12 protein-coding genes and 2 pseudogenes are annotated in these 15945 nt (G+C 63.5%); 2 read left to right on the forward strand and 12 right to left on the reverse strand.

Annotated features, from left to right (window positions below):
* From FGF04_RS37650 to FGF04_RS37695, 10 genes and pseudogenes are all read right to left on the reverse strand, one after another.
* Nucleotides 1-537 (reverse strand): annotated as a pseudogene (locus FGF04_RS37650) (FxSxx-COOH system tetratricopeptide repeat protein); the annotation flags it as partial.
* A complete protein-coding gene (locus tag FGF04_RS37655; RefSeq protein WP_149515891.1) occupies nt 534-1508 on the reverse strand; it encodes a hypothetical protein in 975 nt (324 codons plus the stop codon). The gene FGF04_RS37655 and the pseudogene FGF04_RS37650, both read right to left, overlap by 4 nt.
* Complete coding sequence (locus FGF04_RS37660; protein ID WP_149515892.1) at nt 1505-2536, reverse strand: AAA family ATPase; 1032 nt, start codon at nt 2534-2536, stop codon at nt 1505-1507. Before FGF04_RS37660 ends, FGF04_RS37655 begins: the two co-directional genes overlap by 4 nt.
* Entirely contained in the window at nt 2533-3789 is a 1257-nt protein-coding gene (locus FGF04_RS37665; RefSeq protein WP_149515893.1) for a toll/interleukin-1 receptor domain-containing protein, read from the reverse strand. The genes FGF04_RS37660 and FGF04_RS37665 overlap by 4 nt, the downstream gene beginning before the upstream one ends.
* Before the next feature lie 13 nt (nt 3790-3802).
* Complete coding sequence (locus FGF04_RS37670) at nt 3803-4714, reverse strand: DUF4231 domain-containing protein (protein WP_235882706.1); 912 nt, start codon at nt 4712-4714, stop codon at nt 3803-3805.
* A gap of 25 nt (nt 4715-4739) precedes the next feature.
* The gene (locus FGF04_RS37675) at nt 4740-5969 is read right to left on the reverse strand and encodes an FxsB family cyclophane-forming radical SAM/SPASM peptide maturase (RefSeq protein WP_149515894.1); all 1230 of its coding nucleotides are present in this window, start codon (nt 5967-5969) and stop codon (nt 4740-4742) included.
* 37 nt (nt 5970-6006) lie between these two features.
* Nucleotides 6007-6210 (reverse strand): hypothetical protein, encoded by a 204-nt coding sequence (locus tag FGF04_RS37680; protein ID WP_149515895.1) that lies wholly within the window; start codon nt 6208-6210, stop codon nt 6007-6009.
* Between the two features lie 192 nt (nt 6211-6402).
* A pseudogene (locus tag FGF04_RS41525) lies at nt 6403-6570 on the reverse strand (NUDIX hydrolase); the annotation flags it as partial.
* 1481 nt (nt 6571-8051) lie between these two features.
* Nucleotides 8052-8813 carry a Stf0 family sulfotransferase gene (locus FGF04_RS37690; RefSeq protein WP_149515896.1) on the reverse strand — a complete coding sequence of 254 codons (762 nt, stop codon included), beginning with the start codon at nt 8811-8813 and terminating at the stop codon, nt 8052-8054.
* Nucleotides 8814-8834: 21 nt separating this feature from the next.
* Nucleotides 8835-12011: a WD40 repeat domain-containing protein gene (locus FGF04_RS37695; RefSeq protein ID WP_149515897.1), complete on the reverse strand. Its 3177-nt coding sequence runs from the start codon at nt 12009-12011 to the stop codon at nt 8835-8837.
* Nucleotides 12012-12174: 163 nt separating this feature from the next.
* Here FGF04_RS37695 and FGF04_RS37700 point away from each other — a divergent pair, with 163 nt between their 5' ends.
* Both FGF04_RS37700 and FGF04_RS37705 read left to right on the forward strand, forming a co-directional pair.
* Nucleotides 12175-13305, forward strand: coding sequence for a 6-phosphofructokinase (locus tag FGF04_RS37700; protein ID WP_149515898.1), 1131 nt, complete (start codon nt 12175-12177; stop codon nt 13303-13305).
* Nucleotides 13306-13348: 43 nt separating this feature from the next.
* On the forward strand, nt 13349-14371 hold the full coding sequence (locus FGF04_RS37705; protein ID WP_149515899.1) for an alcohol dehydrogenase catalytic domain-containing protein: 1023 nt from the start codon (nt 13349-13351) through the stop codon (nt 14369-14371).
* Between the two features lie 15 nt (nt 14372-14386).
* On the opposite strand, the gene FGF04_RS37710 is transcribed toward FGF04_RS37705, so the two are convergent.
* Nucleotides 14387-15307 carry a Gfo/Idh/MocA family protein gene (locus FGF04_RS37710; protein ID WP_149515900.1) on the reverse strand — a complete coding sequence of 307 codons (921 nt, stop codon included), beginning with the start codon at nt 15305-15307 and terminating at the stop codon, nt 14387-14389.
* Nucleotides 15308-15753: 446 nt separating this feature from the next.
* Nucleotides 15754-15945, reverse strand: a 192-nt coding sequence (locus FGF04_RS37715; protein WP_149509104.1) for a transposase, incomplete at its 5' end; no start/stop codon positions are given.

The raw sequence follows: 15945 nt of genomic DNA on the forward strand, positions 1-15945 counted from the left end.
GGGGAGGGACAGCCTGACCGCCGAGAGGGTCATCAGCTGCCAGGCGGTGGTGGAACGCCGCACCCGCTCGGGGAAGGTCTCCCATGCTTCTGTGAACCAGCGAGCGACCCCCTCGCGTTCCTCCTCGACCAGTGAACGCAGAGCGGGTTGCAGCGTCTCTTCGATGAGCCGGCCGGCATCCGGGTGTCCGCTGACCGCCTGCCAGACGGCGGTCTCCTGGGCGACCATGGCCGGGGACTGCCCCGAGCGCTGTTTCCGGAACGTGGGCCACAGACGGTGTACGGGGTCCCGCTCGCCCGCCTGCTGCAGTTTCGCGGTGAGTTCCGTGCGCAATTCGTCGAGCATGTTCGGGTCGAGCACGACGTAGCCGTATCCCCGGTGCGCAACCAGATCCCCGAACCAGAGTTCCGTCTCGGCGGCCACGTCGAGACCGGGCGCGGCGCGCAGCCGTACCGCCCGCATCAGTTCGGGATCGATCCGGGCAGCAATGCTCAGCAGCACCGCCAGGGTTCGGCCGGGACGGGTTCGCCCGCTCAAGGCCGCACCCCGAGCGCCTTGCCGACAGTGGTGCCGCGGTCCCAGGTGAGCATGGGCAGCAGCCCACGCGCCCAGTGCGGCCAGTGCCGCTTGGGCAGCGGCACCAGAGCCACGGGTTCACAGCCCCGTCGGCGGATCGTGTCGACGGTGGCACGCCACTCCTGTTCGGTGGCCCGCCAGGGGTTCAGGGCCGGGCCGCCGGCGCCGAGATCGGAGAGGATCAGCACGCGCACGCCCGGCCTGGGCGGGTGGTAGGGCCGTTGCCAGGTGTCCCGGGAGCCGGGGCCCGCACCGCGCACGGGTGCGTCGGCGAATCGCAGCAGCTGGGTGCCCGCGACTCCGGCGAGCGCCCGGACATGGCAGATGATGTCCTCCACGTCGCGGGCGAACGGTTCCATCGCGCCAGAGGTGTCGGCGAGGATCTGCACGCCGTAGCGCAGAGTCGGCAGAGGCAGCCTGGGAATGGCCGTCAGCGGGCGCGCGCGGGCCAGTTCCTCGGTCGCCCGCCCGACGTCGAGGTCCCCCTCGTGGGTGGTCCGGGAGAGTACGACGGTGAGTAGCGCGGCCGTGGAGCGTGGTGCGAGCAGCGGCAGGTGCGGGGGGCGCGGACCGGCTCGGTCCCTCTCACGGGGCTGGGGCAGGCTCGATGTGGTCCAGCGGTGGGCGGGCCGGGACCGCTCCCCGACGGGGACCAGGACCGTGACTGCGCCGGCAGCGGCGGGCTCGCCGGTGGCGCCGAAGACCGCCGGTGGGTCGGTGCTCAGGCGCAGCTGCGGAGAGTCCTCTTGCCGGGCCGGCGCCTGCCAGGCGGGGGTGTCGGCACGCGGCTTCTCGGGGTTTGACCGTGAGGGCCGGGTCGGTAGGCCGCCGAGGCCGAGTAGCGCCGCGATACGGGTGTAGTCCTCAGGTGAGCGTGTGTCCAGGGCCCGGGCGGCGCGGGCGACGTCTCCCAGCCAGGCCTCCCCCGTCACGCCGGGTCACCGGCCATCTGCTGCGGTTTGATCAGCACGTTGCGGGTGAGCAGTTGCCAGTCTTCGTCGTCGACGCGGATGCCCAGCGTCCGGCAGGCGAGCAGGGCGTCGAGGTACTCGGCCGTGCTGGGCTTGCGCACGTCCCGCATGACGGCCTCCTCACGCACTTCCACCAGTTTGTCGGCCACCGCCTCCGCCAGTTCCTCGTCGGCCCGTGTCACCTCACCGGACCAGGTGTGCAGGTGTTCCTTGGCGATGCGGACGAGCATGTCCCGGTCGTGCTCGGGCAGGACGTGCACCACGCAGCGGCGCAGCAGTGCCTGGGGCAGCTCACGTTCCTCATTGGTCGTGAGGACCACGAGGTGCCGGGTCTGGCGGCTGTCCTCCCGGGTGGGTCGCAGCGCAGGTTCCGGCAACTCTGTGCGGATCTCCTTGCCGAGTTCGGTGACGACGAACCTGTGCAGGCCCAGCGGGACGAGGAGGCTGTTCGGGACGTCGGGATCGGCTTTGTCGATCTCGTCGAGGAGGACGACGGCGTGGTCCGGGCTGCGGTCGTCGTTGATCTTCTCGAACGGGTCCGGGCACGGGTCGGGGATCTCGGCCCCTGCCGGCCTGCCTCGCCGGACGGCAGAGCGGGGGGCAAGCGCCCACCACAGGACCCCCGGCTGCACGTACCTCGCGTCGTCGGGCCGCTCACTCCGGGGGGCGGCAATCTGCGCGTCGCCGAGCCTGCGGACGCTGTCGAAACTCCACAGCAGTTCTTTCGGCTGGGTGCGGTACGTGACCACATGTTCGTAGAACCGCCAGCCCAGCTGACGCGCGACGAACGGGGCGAGCGACGACTTGCCCGATCCCGGCATGCCCCGCAGGAGCAGTGGCCTGCCCGTGGCGAGGGCCACCTTCACCGCGAACCGGAGCTCGTACGGCATGACGTACACCCGCCCGTCGCCACGGTCGGGGGTATCGAGCCATTCAGGCGGCTGCGGGCCGTCGGTCGGCTGGTCCGCGCCGGTCGGTTCCTGGCTCACCACGACCCCCCGTAGATCGTCCCTACTCGGTCGGTCACTCGCCGTACGACGGTCTTGACCAGAATCTCATCACCGTCCGCGAACTGCGGGTCGAGAACCAGCACTTCGTCGGGGCTTCCCGGCCAGATCTGTCGCAGATCGACCCGCCGGCCCGAGACGACCAGGACGTACATCCAGGGGATCTTGTCGAGGAGTTGGGCGATAACCCGGTGCACGATGGCCAGGTCGCAGCGCTGGGCATCGAGCAAAAGGAAGAACCGGCCGAGGTTGAGCGGTTCCTTCAGCACGTCCAGGTCCTGGTCCTGGCGCAGGCAGAACTTGGCTCTGACCGCGCCCTCGCACTGGTCCAGCAGATAAGATTCCGGATCGTCGTCACCGGGCGGCCGTCCGTGCGCCTCCGCGACGTAGTAGCCCTTGCTGTCGACACAGAACGCCCGGTCCAGGTAGTGCTGTCCGATCAGCGGGCTGTCGACGTTGAGGACGACGACGCGGCGCACGAGGCCGTCGGTCTCGCACACGATGCGCCGAGCCTCGTCGCGGTCGACCCAGACCGGCAGGATCATCGTCGCCAGTTTGGCCGTACGGTGGCGGTCGAGCCCTCCGTCCCAGGCCACCAGCAGCGCGTTGCACAGTCTGGCGACGTCATGGGTGTGGAGCATCTGCGATGCCAGCAGCACATGCGCCGTGCCAGGGATCAGTTGCGCGTGCTCCTCGTCGGGGAGGTCCAGTTCCCTGGCGATCCTGGTGAAGGTGGACTGGGCTTTGATCTCGGCGAGTTGGATGCTGATGTTGTCGAGCCACTTACTCACCGTGTCGTCGAGTCGCCGGTGGATCTTCGGGAACTGTTCGACCAGGCGGTCGATCTCCGTGGCGGAGCATGTCCTGATCCGCTCGACGTCGTCGGCGGCGAGATAGCGCAGTTCCGAGTTCTTCAGCTGCCCGACGCTGATCTCGCCCACCAGTACGGTGACCAGCACCATGCCCGGATGCAGCGTCTTGCGCCAGTGCAGGATGTTGGTCTCACGGCGTACCCAGGACGAGTCGAGAGCGGCCTGGTTGACCAGCACGAGAGCCGCGTCGCACTCGCCGAGGAACCGGGCGAGCTTCAACTGCCAGGGTTGTCCGGGTTGCTGGAATCTGACATCGAGCAACACGGTGTACTCCCGTGCCTCCAGGCCACTGGCCACGGCGTCCCGGAGTCCGGCGACCGGTTCGTCCGAGCTGGTGCTGTGGCTGATGAACACCTTGACCACCCTTGCCCCACCCTCAGTCCGCGATCCATTTGGCCATCCAGCCTTCGTTCTGCACCGAAACGACGTGTTCCGTCCACTCGGCCAGCCGGTCGGCGTCCGCGTCCGTCGCGGGGGCACGCTGCTGCCACCACCGCAGCAGCCGTTCCAGTTCACCGGCGGTGGTGCTGTACTCGATCTGCTGACGTGCGTAGCGCGCTGACGCTCCGTGAGACACGACAGAGGCCGACACGGCGGTGACCACGGGGATCCAGACCGCCGTCGACTGTGCTCCGAACGCTCCGGCCGCCGCACCGAGCAGGACGGAGAGGACTGCCAGTGCCTGCCCATATCGCTCGATGAGCCGGGCCCGCCGGGCCATCTCGTCGGCTCGGGGACGATAGTAGCCCTCAAGCTGGAAGCGGAGCCGATGCTCGACGTAGCCGTCCGTGTCGATGACGGACGGCAGTGGGCGGTCGGCAGGACGCAAGCCGCGTGTCTCGGGTTCCAGATCGACGACCTGGGCGAGCAGGGTGCCGGTGCGTTCGAGCAGTTCCGCGTCCCGCCGCGCTCGCTGCCGGTACTGGGCCAGGCCGGCCAGGTGGACATACACCTGGCTCTTCACCTCCTCGGACACGGACCGGAGCCGGAGCCATCTCCGTATGCGGTCGGGCGCCGCGCCCACGGCCACGAACGGCGCCACTCCAGCGGCCAGCATGGCCAGAAAGGCGAGGGTGCGGCCGACGGGTGGGGATATCGGTATGAGTTGCGCGGACGCCGCTCCCAGCACACCGGCGGCCACCGTCGCACCGAGTGTCGCCGCACGTGCCCGATCGATCGCGGCCTTCTGCCGTCCGGCCGCCTGCGACCAGATGCTCTGGGCGCGCCAGACCTCCTGCGCCGCGGCCTGTCCCCCGCCAGTGCTCACAATGGAATTCTGACGCGGCATCAACCGGCTGGCAACGACAAAGGACCTAATCGGGCAGGAGGGAGTCCGAGCCCAGCACCGGCCCCATCTTGTGGGCGATATGCCGGATAAGTAGTTCGAGGTCCGAACAGTAGATCGATCTGTTCAGAAACCCGCTTCCTTTGCGATAGCGGTGGACGTAGTTGCCGCCACCACAGACACGCACCACGGGGCATCTGCGACAGTCCTCGCCAAGCCCGTCCACGCCCAACTGCCTGGCTGCGACGCCTGGATGCTCCAGTACGTCGTCGAAGCTGTTCTCGAAGATCGTCATCCCGGTCGAGGACGCATGGGCATACGCGGTTCTCAGGCTGTCCACCTGCTCGATGGAACCGTCCGTCTCCACCAATACAGCGACGACCGCGGAGAGACCGACTGCCTCGGCGCGACTCGGGAAGCCGTAGAGCAAGCCGATGATTTCCGCGAAGAGCCGGATACGCGTCCGGTATCGGCCACTGTCGAACCAGCGGTCGAAGATCCGGCTCAGCCATTCTCCGTACGGCGCCGAGCCTGCCATGGAGGGCCCCTTGCCCGGGGGTGGGTATTCCCAGTTCGCGTGGGGCAGCAGGAAGTCGAGCGCCTGGGGCCCGAACTCCATCAAAGAGTCATAGACGTCCACCGGGTCCATGTCCAGATCGATCGTGCACAGCAGTCCGGCATAGATCTCAGGATGGCGGGCGAGCCGAGCGATACCGCGGGTGGCCGCTTCCCAGGCGGGGCGGCCGGCATGGTCGACGCGTCGTTTGTTGTGGTCAGCCCGTCCGCCGTCGAGGCTGACCCCGACCCGGACGTCGGCGGCCGCGAGCACGCTAACTACATCCTCGGTCAGCAGGGTGCCGTTCGTCTGCACACTCACCCGCACATCACAGGGGGTCCCGGCGGCGGCGCGCACCGCTTCGCGCACGCAGGAAACCTGCTTCAGCGCGGCGTCCACACCGCCGAGGAGCGGTTCTCCCCCATGGAGTTCGACCCTGATCCGCCGCAGCTTGTGGGTAGCCACGTGCTCACCGATGCGTGCGGCGCTGCGTTCGAGCACGTCCTGCCGGACCTGCGGGGGACGGCCGCGCCAGGAGTCATCCGCGGCATTGAAAACGTAACAATAGGTACACAGAAGATTGCAACGACTATGCAACTTGAGGACGAACTGCTCAAAAGGGGCGGGATGGATGCCTTCACGTCGGAGGGCGGGCACATCCAGCAACCGGTGCGGCCAGGGAGCCGATACGTGCACGTCCACCGGGGCAGCGGCTCCGCCTTCCGGGCTGTGTCTCACCTCAGGGACTGTCCTCGTAGTACGCGACCGGGCGGCCCACCGCCTGCGCTTCGCGCTCCAGAAGGTGACGCAGCACCCCCGCCAGTATCGGATGGTCGAGACCGCGCTTCAACAGCTCCGGGTCGATGCCCGCAGGGGGATGCACCAGGACGGCTCCACCGGGGCCGTCGGCCACGAGGCGGTCCTCCAGCCGGGAATTCGACACACTGCTCCCTCCGCGTTCAGCCACGCGGACGGACGTGGCTGTGCCGTCTCACATCATGAGCGACACGATAACGGGGCAATCGTAACCACTGCACGGAAGCCGTGTGTCGCTAGGCCGAACGCTACTGGGAACTGGACACATCGAGCCCTGTCGCGCCCGAAACACTCCGGTATACGGTCACGCGGGCGCACCTCAGGCCAGGGGATCCGCAGGGTCGAACCACGTGGGCCCGTCGGACAGCGCCTGCTTGATCCGGATCAGACCGCGCTCGTTCAGTTCCGGCAGCGCGTCCACAGCGAACCAGGAGACCTACAGCAACTCGTTGCCTTTGACGCGAGCTTCGCCGTCGCCGGTCCGGCACGGGCACCGGCACCGGCACCGGCACCGGCACCGATTCTCCCGGACTGAAGAACTCCGCCGAGGTAAGGATCTTGCATACACGCAGGTCAAGCACCTGAAGTGAACCCGAGGTCAGGACAGGCCTCTCGGAACGCGCCCGAACGATGGCACAGCGACCCAGAACACAACTGAGCCCTTGGCGCCAGACTATTGTTTTCCCGTATTCCGCCCGCCGATCTCTGTTCGTCTCCAATAGACCAGAGAGCCCTCAACTGCGAGATTCCGATGCCACGCGACGACTTCCGTGGCGCTTGCCAATGCGGGGCAGTTCGGCGGGGACACACCGGAACCGAGCCCTCGCCCATATACGAAGTACCCCTGCTTCGGCTCGCCTGCAGACGCCGCCCTCACTACCGATGCGTCGCGCACCAAGATCCGGACCATACACGTGCCCGAGCCCGCCGACTCCCCTATCAACAGCACATCTATACAGGTTCAGAGACAAGCAAGGGCTGCGCCACCAGCAGACAGAAAACCTGCTGGCCCCTCCGCCCACATGACTGAGCGCGCCTGCCTGACACCACGAAATTTCCGGCACCCTGCCTAACGGCCTCAGCCGTCAGACCATCTGACCAGCGACGCAACACACTTGACACTCCTCAGAACGAGCGTCACGGGCGTCATTTCGGCGTCAAGATATCGCCTGTAACGCCCACACCGCCCATAACGCGCACGCACAAAACCGCAGGTCAGGTGCCCTTCGCCACCGGTTCCAGGATCGCCACGCACTCCACATGGTGCGTCATCGAAAAGCTGTCAGCTTGAGCGGATCACGGAAAAGTCCAGGTCAGAGCTAGTTTCTCAGCTCGCCGTCCTGCGTGTGAGTGCCTGGAGCGTCAAACGAGCGTCACGGTCGACAAGTAGCAGGACGTCCCCATGGCCGGGGTGGACGGTGGTGCGTTCGGCGACGAAGCCAGCGTCCGTAAAAGCCGGAAAATGCATGGCGCTGGGGGTGCATCAACTCCAGCCATATACCTCGCCGATGGCCTCGTCGGCGAACGCACCGACTCCGACCAGCGAGCCAACCAGGTAAATCGACGGCGAGCACGGCTCGTCGACTGTGCCGCGAGCCCGGCCGTGTGGGCGAGGGGGCGCCGAAGGTCACTTTGCGCTTTCCTTCGGATCATCGTGCGGATCCATGGTGTCGGACGGACCGCATCTCGACTCAGGCACCCAAGTGCCCACTTGTGCTCATTGAGCGACTCTGTCGGGCATCTTGGGGTTCTCCAGCGGGATGGCTTGATCACAGGGCAGGCTCGGAGAGTTCCGCTACACGTCGTTCCCAGTGAGGTGCACGATGTCCGTACATCCTGGTCCCGGAGCACAAATTTTACCGATGACGGCGCGGGTGGCACGGGCAAGTAACCCGCGCGGTACGACGGCGATGTGGGGCGGCGTCATCAAAGATATTACACCGGGGAACTCCAAGATCCCCGCCAGGATCAAGTTCGGCCCTGGTCAGGTAGCCAATGCGTTGGCAGTTGGGTGACGTTGTTGCGCGCCTTGTCCTCAAGGTAACGGTCGCACCACATTTGGTTCAGATCAGTCCTTTGTTTCTTAATATGAGTGACGAGCGAAAGTTCCGCAGGTCTTTCCAGCCCCAGGAAATCGAAAGACCGGAGGATCTCTCTGCGTGGATCTTCTACTATCTCTTCATAGGTTAGCCTGAGTGGTTCGATACCGTTTAGCTTGAACCAGGTCTCCCAGCCGAAGTTGTCGGAAACGACATTCTGATATAACGCATCAATGAGAGAGAAGTCGTACGAAGGCTTCCGACCGAGGTCGGGATCGGTACTCTTCCAGCGATCGGTCTGGTAGGCAATGGCCCACGATACGGCCTGAGCAATCGCATCATGACGCTGGGTGAATATAAAGCGAGTTAGCCCCGGCAGGTAGTACTGGATCATCTGAATTGATGTCTCACCCTTCCAGGATCGGGCGCGCTCCAACTCCCCGACAAGACGGGCGACATGCCGCCACATCAAATTGATACCAAATACCCCATTCGGAGTGGAAGCTTGTCGACGCACAAAATCGAGGTAGCTGTCATACGTATCGAATCGATGATGCCGAAAGGCGGTGGACTGAACCTTCATATTGAATGGCTCTACGACAGGTCGGCCGGCTGTGCCAGTTTTTTCGAGCAGTGCGGAGTAAAATGTGCTGCCAGTCCGTTCGACACTACAGATCGCGTACCCAGCCACGTCGTTTCCTTCCCGTTGTTCTCATTCGCCATCAGGCTGCTCAGGGATGCCGAAAGTTAGGCTACGAGTCAACGAATAAACCTTCCCGTAGCAGCGAGCAACAGATTCCGGCGATACCAAGGTTCCGTCTTCGCGCGTAATGATGCCTAGCACATCGGGGCGTAACCACAAGCTATCAAGGTCAGCTTCGGTTACGGAATCATCGATTCGGTCTGGCACAGTGGGCGCACGCACATCATCCAAGAGGGCGTCTACAAGCGACGGAAAACTAACGTAAATTATCGCAGCTCGAACAATGGTATCGTCTGGCTCGCCATGTCCGACATGCTGCTTCAGTGCTTCTAGCATCGCCCACGTGTTGGCCACGCGACGGATAAGACGAGGATTTGACGGTAAAAGCATTGTATACGACGCAAGCAAATGAGCTTCCCGGCGTTTGATCGCTTTAGGTGTGGCAACTGCTAGCGCCTGATTGGCCATGCGCTCCCGTTCGACGTCCAGTTCCACGGGACCGGCTCCGGACGCCTCTGTCTCGCTTTGGCGTGGCGGCCTACCTTGCGATTCTGCGTCAGAGACCGAGCTTGGAACGGCCGTAGCCTGCCCATCTAGTAGGGCGTCAGCCGAAGTTATCCGATCCAGCAGATGCCCCACGTGCTCTGCAGTGAGTTCGGGAACCAGAACTGTGTGGTCGAAAAGCTTCTGGAGAAAATCTCCACCCAACGTACGTACGGGTGAGCCGAGTTCCGCGAAAGCGTCGTACTCCGTGGTAAATGCCGTCCGCACCCATCGACCATCAGCAAGCACCAGCACGACCAGCGGGGCTGGATCCCGCCATCCGTTCCGTATGAACGATAGGCCGGGTGAGCGCTCTCGCAATAGAGTATGAACCGTCTCTAGATATGCAACCACTGTTGGCACCGAACAGCGATCAAGTTCATCCATGACCAGTACGATTGGACGCCGATTCCCGCGCCGCAAGGATCGAATATATTTCAATTGAGCTACGAGCCCGGCGATTCCTATCGCACCCAGCCCAAAAAGTGACAGCCAGGCCGGACCAATCGTATCGGGTATTGCTACCACTCCCGCAATGCCGACGATTGATCCAACAATAATCGCCGAGATTACCCGCCAGCTCCGCCGTGCGTACCAGTGAGAGCGAGGACCAAGGGAGCGGGCAGTGGACTGACCATCATTGCGCCGAGCACGCTGGCGGGGCCCTCTCGTGGTCGACCTCACCGCTGCCGGGGTAGCCATTCCGACCGTCAGTGCAGCCGCGACTGCGACAGGGATAGTGATCGGATGGCTTTGAATCCAGACCTGCCATTCCACTCTCGGAAAAATCATTTCGGGGCGCGAGTGAATGCGCCTTCCAGCGATTGTGCCGACAATGATCCACAATATGAAGAAGGCGGTCTCCACGAACGGACTGCTTCCTGTGCGTGGACTCCAACGGCGAAGATTGGTGACCATGTCGGCGACTTCTCCAAGCGGGTTATCCTCGGCCCTGAGATGGAGTCGGCCTAGAGCAGGGGAAGCCCAGAACAGAGATCGGGTGACGACAGCGGCCACCGCGAAGAGAGCAGTAGTTGCTGTCAAGAAGGTCTGCAGAATGGTCAGCGTTTGATTGAGTTGTGCAGGCGCTGCGCTCCTGATGGCCATAAACCCAAAGACCACCACCGAGACGAAGAGGATTGCCGCAAGGGAAGCTGGCGACCTCGCGATCCGGCGTCCGACCCCGGTTACCGTCATTCCGATCCGAGCGACGGCACTTCGCTCGCTCCTGACGCCTCGATTGATTGCTGCGGTCACTGCCCACCAGTGCGGGGCGATCTCGGATTCACGCCAGGCGTCGAAATTGACTACAACTGGGTCGCACGGCAATGGTGCGCCATCTCGGCTGTTGTCTCCCAGGGTCTGATCCTGGCCATAGGAAAGTGTCGCGCTCGGAGCGTGGTTCTGCATCTCCTCGACTAGGAGCCGAGCTAGCGTTGTCTTTCCTGATCCCCACCGTCCGTCGATACAGACGACGATGCTGCGATGCGAATCAGCACCATCTGGAGCGATTAATTGACCGATTACTCCGCGAAGATGACGAGCAAGGATTACGCGGCCGAAGAAGTCGGTGGCATCAATTGCGTCCGCAGTGACGATCGCTGAGCGAACGATGTTTGGAGCAAGAAGCTTGGTCGTGTCAATCTGATCCGCGAGGCGAGACGCCGAAACCCCCTCGCCGGAGCCGACCGCAAGAACGTCTTCTCCTCGGACCTGCCCGAACACGATAGACCGTATGTCGTCGGCAGGCGCGGTGACGTGATCGGCATAGCCGGCACCGGTATTCGGATTCCACATCCGGATCGTTCCGTCGATTCCTGCAGACATGACAAGACTGATGTCATCGATCTGAGAGAAGCTGACAGCTCGTACAATGCCGGAGTGACCGGTGAGACGCCCGAAAAGGGGAACGCCCATATATGGGTCCCATAATTGAACGGTGCCGTCATCACTGGACGACGCAAGGAGTGAAACCCCGCCAATCTGACCAAACGCCACAGATCTGACACCGCCTCTGTGGCGCCGTAGCGGCTCCACGAGAGACGCTCCTGTCTCGGCGTCCCACAACCTCACAGTCGCGTCGTCGCCCGCAGATGCGAGCACGTACCGGTCTCCGACAGGCCCGAAGGCGACGGACAATGCTGTACCTGAGTGGCCGGTCAAGGGCTCAGCAGCAGGAGCTCCCGTCTCGGGATTCCAGAGCCGAACGGTGCCATCCGCGCCAGCGGATGCAAGGAAGGTGTGGCCATCAGCGTTGCCGAACGCCACTGCCCGAACTCCCCCGACATGACCTTGGAGAGTTCGGTGGCCCGAGTCGCCACCGCTCGGGTCCCAGAGACGAACCGTGCCATCGATCCCGGCCGACGCCAGCACCGCGTGGCCGTTGAGTACGCCCACTGTCACGGACAGGACGGCACCGGTGTGTCCCTGCAGTTGTCGAATCGGAGTCCCCGTGGCCGCCTCCCACAGGCGAATCGTGCCATCTGCGCAAGCGCCGGCCAGGAAGACTCCGTCAGTCGCCTCGCCGAACGCCAACGACCAAATCGGATGATTGACGGTTAGGCGCAGCCACGAGCGCTCCAGGGTTCGGCCGTCACCCGAAGCCCACGCAAGCGTGCTCAGATGCTTCGCCCCCTCCGTCACACGAGATCACCACAGATGGCGTCCGTTGAATGCCGAGTGTGGGCGTGAATGGGGAGGTTCGCAATAGGCGAGCCTCGACTCTGGAATGATGAAGCGCGTAGGTTGGCGAGGAGTGGAGGTCTCGTGATGACCAGTCCGATTGCCGCGAAGTTGTACCGGTGCCATGCCGCATAGTGTGGTGCTGGGCCTGGCGGGCGCTCCGACAGTCGTCGTTGAAGCGAGCCTGCGTGCCTGCCGCGACGTGCTGGCGCAGTTCTGCGACGTCCAAGGAGTCACAGGCGGCCCGAGGGGCCTGCTGGAAGGGGCGTTTACTCCTCTGGGTGGGGCCAGACTCTCCTCTGTCCCCGTCGCCGGGTGTCAGCTCGGTAGTGGACGGCATGCAATGACGCCCCCCGGAATCGCGTCGATAGTCGACCGGTTGGAAGCTTCCCGTATCGATGCATTGGTGTTGGCCGGGGGAAACGGGACCATGGCGCTGCTGGAGGCTGTAGATGTAGAGTCACGCAGCCGCAACCTTGGGCTCCGGACCATCGGGATCCCGAAGACCATCGACAACGACCTCCTCGGTGTTGACTTCAGCCCCGGTTTTGGGTCCGCGGCCCGCTACCTCGCTCTGACGATTCCCAGCATCGCTCGCGATCAGCTAGCCATGTCATCGATAGAACCCATTCGAGTCGTCGAGACCATGGGGCGTGGGACCGGCTGGCTGGCGGCGGCCGGTGCGGCCGGGTTCATCCTGGAGGAATCTGAGCTGGTCGCCGATTTGTGTCTGATACCCGAGTCTTCCAAGTCGATCCCAGAGATCTTCGACGCGGTGGAGGAGGCGTTATCGGCAAGGTCAGGGGCCTTCATCGTCTGCAGCGAAGGGTACCCTTTTCCAAGTCCGCGCGACGACTACCGGGCAATAAACCACAGTACGTTGCTGCTCGGCGGGGTCGCACGACGTTTGGCACGGACTCTACAAGCAGAATTTGGCCGTTCGGCCCGGGGAGAGGTGCTCGGTACCCAGCAGCGCAGCGCTCACACGTTTGCCAGCGCGGCAGACTGCGAGTGTGCTCGATTGACGGGCGAATGGGCGGGACGGTACGTGCTGGAGGGGCGCAGCGGCGTGATGGCTGGAACGCGGCGTGTCGGGAGCGATCCACTCGCACTTGCCGTAGATCCAATTCCTTTGGCAGATGTGGCCAGCCTGACCAAGCCACTGCCAAAAGAATTCTGGCCGGTTGACTCCCAGCGGCGACACTATTTCAGTGAGTGGTTGTGGCCGATTATCAACCCGAGCATCTCCGGATAGAGGAAGTCGTCAAGTCAGGAGACCGCGATGCACTTAGCGGCCTGTGAGTCTGAGAGGCAGTGATTTGACTCAAGCCAGGCGTGCCCGATTTCACGGCAACAACTCTATCGAGGTAGGCCAGGAAGTACTGCCCGAACTCGCCATTGGTGAGGTCAGGGTAGCGGTGGAAATTTCAGCCCTCTGCGGCTCAGACAAGCGGCTGTACCGTGACGGCAGCGTGGTCGTTCCTGGTCACGAGATAGCGGGACGCATCGTGGAAACCAGTCACGATGTCCCCTCATGTCGAGTTGGGGAACGTGGCGTGGTCTACGCTCCTGTCTTCTGCGGGGCGTGTGCGTCCTGCGCGATCGGTTTCACGAACGGTTGTTTGAAGCTGGTGGAGCTAATCGGCTGGCAACGGGACGGCGGCTATGCGACTCATGTGGACGTTCCGGTCAGGTGCTTCGTTCCCATTCCCGATTCGATGCCGCTCGATGTTGCGGTGCTAGGTCTTGACACTGTTGGCACTGCGGCTCACGGGCTGCGGTGGGCAATTCAGACGCGAATGAGGGCTGTCGAGCGCGTGGCCGTGATCGGCTGCGGTCCCCTCGGGCTTGGCGTTGCGGCAATGTCTCTGGACATGGGGCTCCCTACGCCGGAGGTGTTCGACCCCATCCCCAGCCGACTCGAAGCGGCGATGGGCGTAGGGGCTCGGAGGCTCCATGACCTCGACGTCGAGAATCAGTTCGACATAGTCGTCGAAGCAAGCGGATCCCGCGCGGCACGTGAGATAGCACAACGACTCGTGCGCCCTGGCGCTGTACTTCTCGCGCTTGGCGAGTCCGACGAGCCTTTCGTCATACCTGCAAACCCACGGACCAGGCGGACCAACCTGTTCACGCTTCGCACGTTCTACTTTCCAATGTCTGAGGTCGAGGACAATTGGGCTGCGCTTTCACGGGTGGGTCCGCAACTCCTATCGATCCTGGGTAGTCCAGCGAGCCTTGCTGAGCTACCTGAGGTATTTGTCAGCTTCTCTAGAGGAGAACTATTGAAGCCCATCATTCGATTCGACGAGATCGGCTGATTTTTTCGCCGCTTTTTACCGTCTGGTAATGCTCTGGGCGATCTGGTCTGTCAGGCAGTGCGTTCGAAGAACCGCTGTTGCCGAAACCAGACACTCTTCCGGGGAAGCCAACGAATCCAGTACGTGGTTTACGAGTCCGACGAAACCACGGCGCAGAAAGATGCTATCCCAACTGCCGAACGTCTGTGTCGTTGTCCTGCCATTCTCCTGGACCACCGCCCTATCCAAGTCAACGACGGTTGCGGAGGTGGTGCCACCGGCAATGAAGAACCGCTCCATGTCGTTGCCGGTATCGCGGGCCATGGCTACGTACGCATGACACGTCGGCGCCAACAGGGCAGCTGTCGCCGCGCGCAAGTGATCATCGTCGATGATCCCAGCCCCTTGAACGACCACATCGGTGGGGATCGAACCCGCCCAGCAGGCCAGAACGATGGCGTGGATCAGGTCGTTGTAGACCGTACCGAACGGCGGACTTGGTTGGAGCGACATCCGATGCTTTTCAGAAATAATTATGGATGGATTCGGCACGGCTTTCATCGCCGCGCGGACCATCGGGGCGAACCGACGGTTGAACCCGACGGCCAGTAGCAGCCCCTGCCTTCTAGCCTGCCGCTCCAGGCGATAGGTCTCATCGAGGGTTTCAGACAGCGGTTTGTCCACATAGACATGGGTTTCGGAGTCCAGGCAGGCTCGGACGAGCTCGAAGTGAGAGCTCGTCGACGCGTGGACGAAGACCATGTCCGGCCTGAGCCTCAATAGCTCTTCGACGTTGTTGACCACCGTATCAAGGCGATATTTTCGCGCGAGCGCGTCGGCTTTGCCGCGAGTCCGGCTGGCGAGGCCGACGATCTCGACCTCTGGATTGTCGATCAACAACGGCAGATAGACCTTACGAGCGATGTCACCCGTGCCGATGATTCCGATCCGGTGCATCAGGCTCCTCTCTGTCTCGGACCCGGCTCTATCCCGAGTTGAGAACCACGGGTCGAAGCAACCGAGCGGTTCGTCGCGCCTGTCTGAACCCTTCCCGATAGGAACTTCCTGGAGTCAGCGGTCAAACGCAAGCTCCAGACCATCACGAAATGCCAGTACGCACCCGGCCGAGGCGTCAATCGGCAGGTGCACCCATGCGACAGTCCGGGGTGATGACTGCTGTGCTGATCGAACACTGTCGCCGAGGGAATGGGCCCTCCCCCGTGAAGGTAGGAACGCGGTTATTGATCACGTGGCGAGCGTGAGTTTAGCGGTGTGGTGTCGGCGTTCGTATTCGTTGGGGCTGAGGTGGCCGTTGGTGGAGTGCCGGCAGCGGGTGTTGTAGCGGGCTAAGGGTTGTCCCGTAAATGATCTACGGCATGCTCGGTGACCTGCTGGTTTCTGCGTCACCCGGCGAGGGCGAGGTTGTGCAGGCGGGCGATGCCGAGCGTGGCGTGGTGAACGCCGTCGCCTTTCAGGCGGCAGTCGCGGAGGATCTTCCAGCCCTTCATACGGGCGAAGACGTGCTCCACGCGGGCGCGGACCTTGCGGTGCGAGGCATTGTGTTCCTCCTTCCAGGCCGGGAGTTCGGCCTGGCC

It is taken from the genome of Streptomyces apricus, from assembly GCF_008369065.1.
In the GTDB taxonomy this organism is placed as follows: Bacteria; Actinomycetota; Actinomycetes; order Streptomycetales; family Streptomycetaceae; genus Streptomyces; species Streptomyces apricus.

Excerpts from the sequence above, each read along its gene's own strand:
- FGF04_RS37710 (WP_149515900.1), bottom strand. The coding sequence starts at position 15,307 with ATGCACCGGATCGGAATCATCGGCACGGGTGACATCGCTCGTAAGGTC.
- FGF04_RS37700 (WP_149515898.1), top strand. The coding sequence starts at position 12,175 with ATGCCGCATAGTGTGGTGCTGGGCCTGGCGGGCGCTCCGACAGTCGTC.
- FGF04_RS37670 (WP_235882706.1), bottom strand. The coding sequence starts at position 4,714 with ATGCCGCGTCAGAATTCCATTGTGAGCACTGGCGGGGGACAGGCCGCG.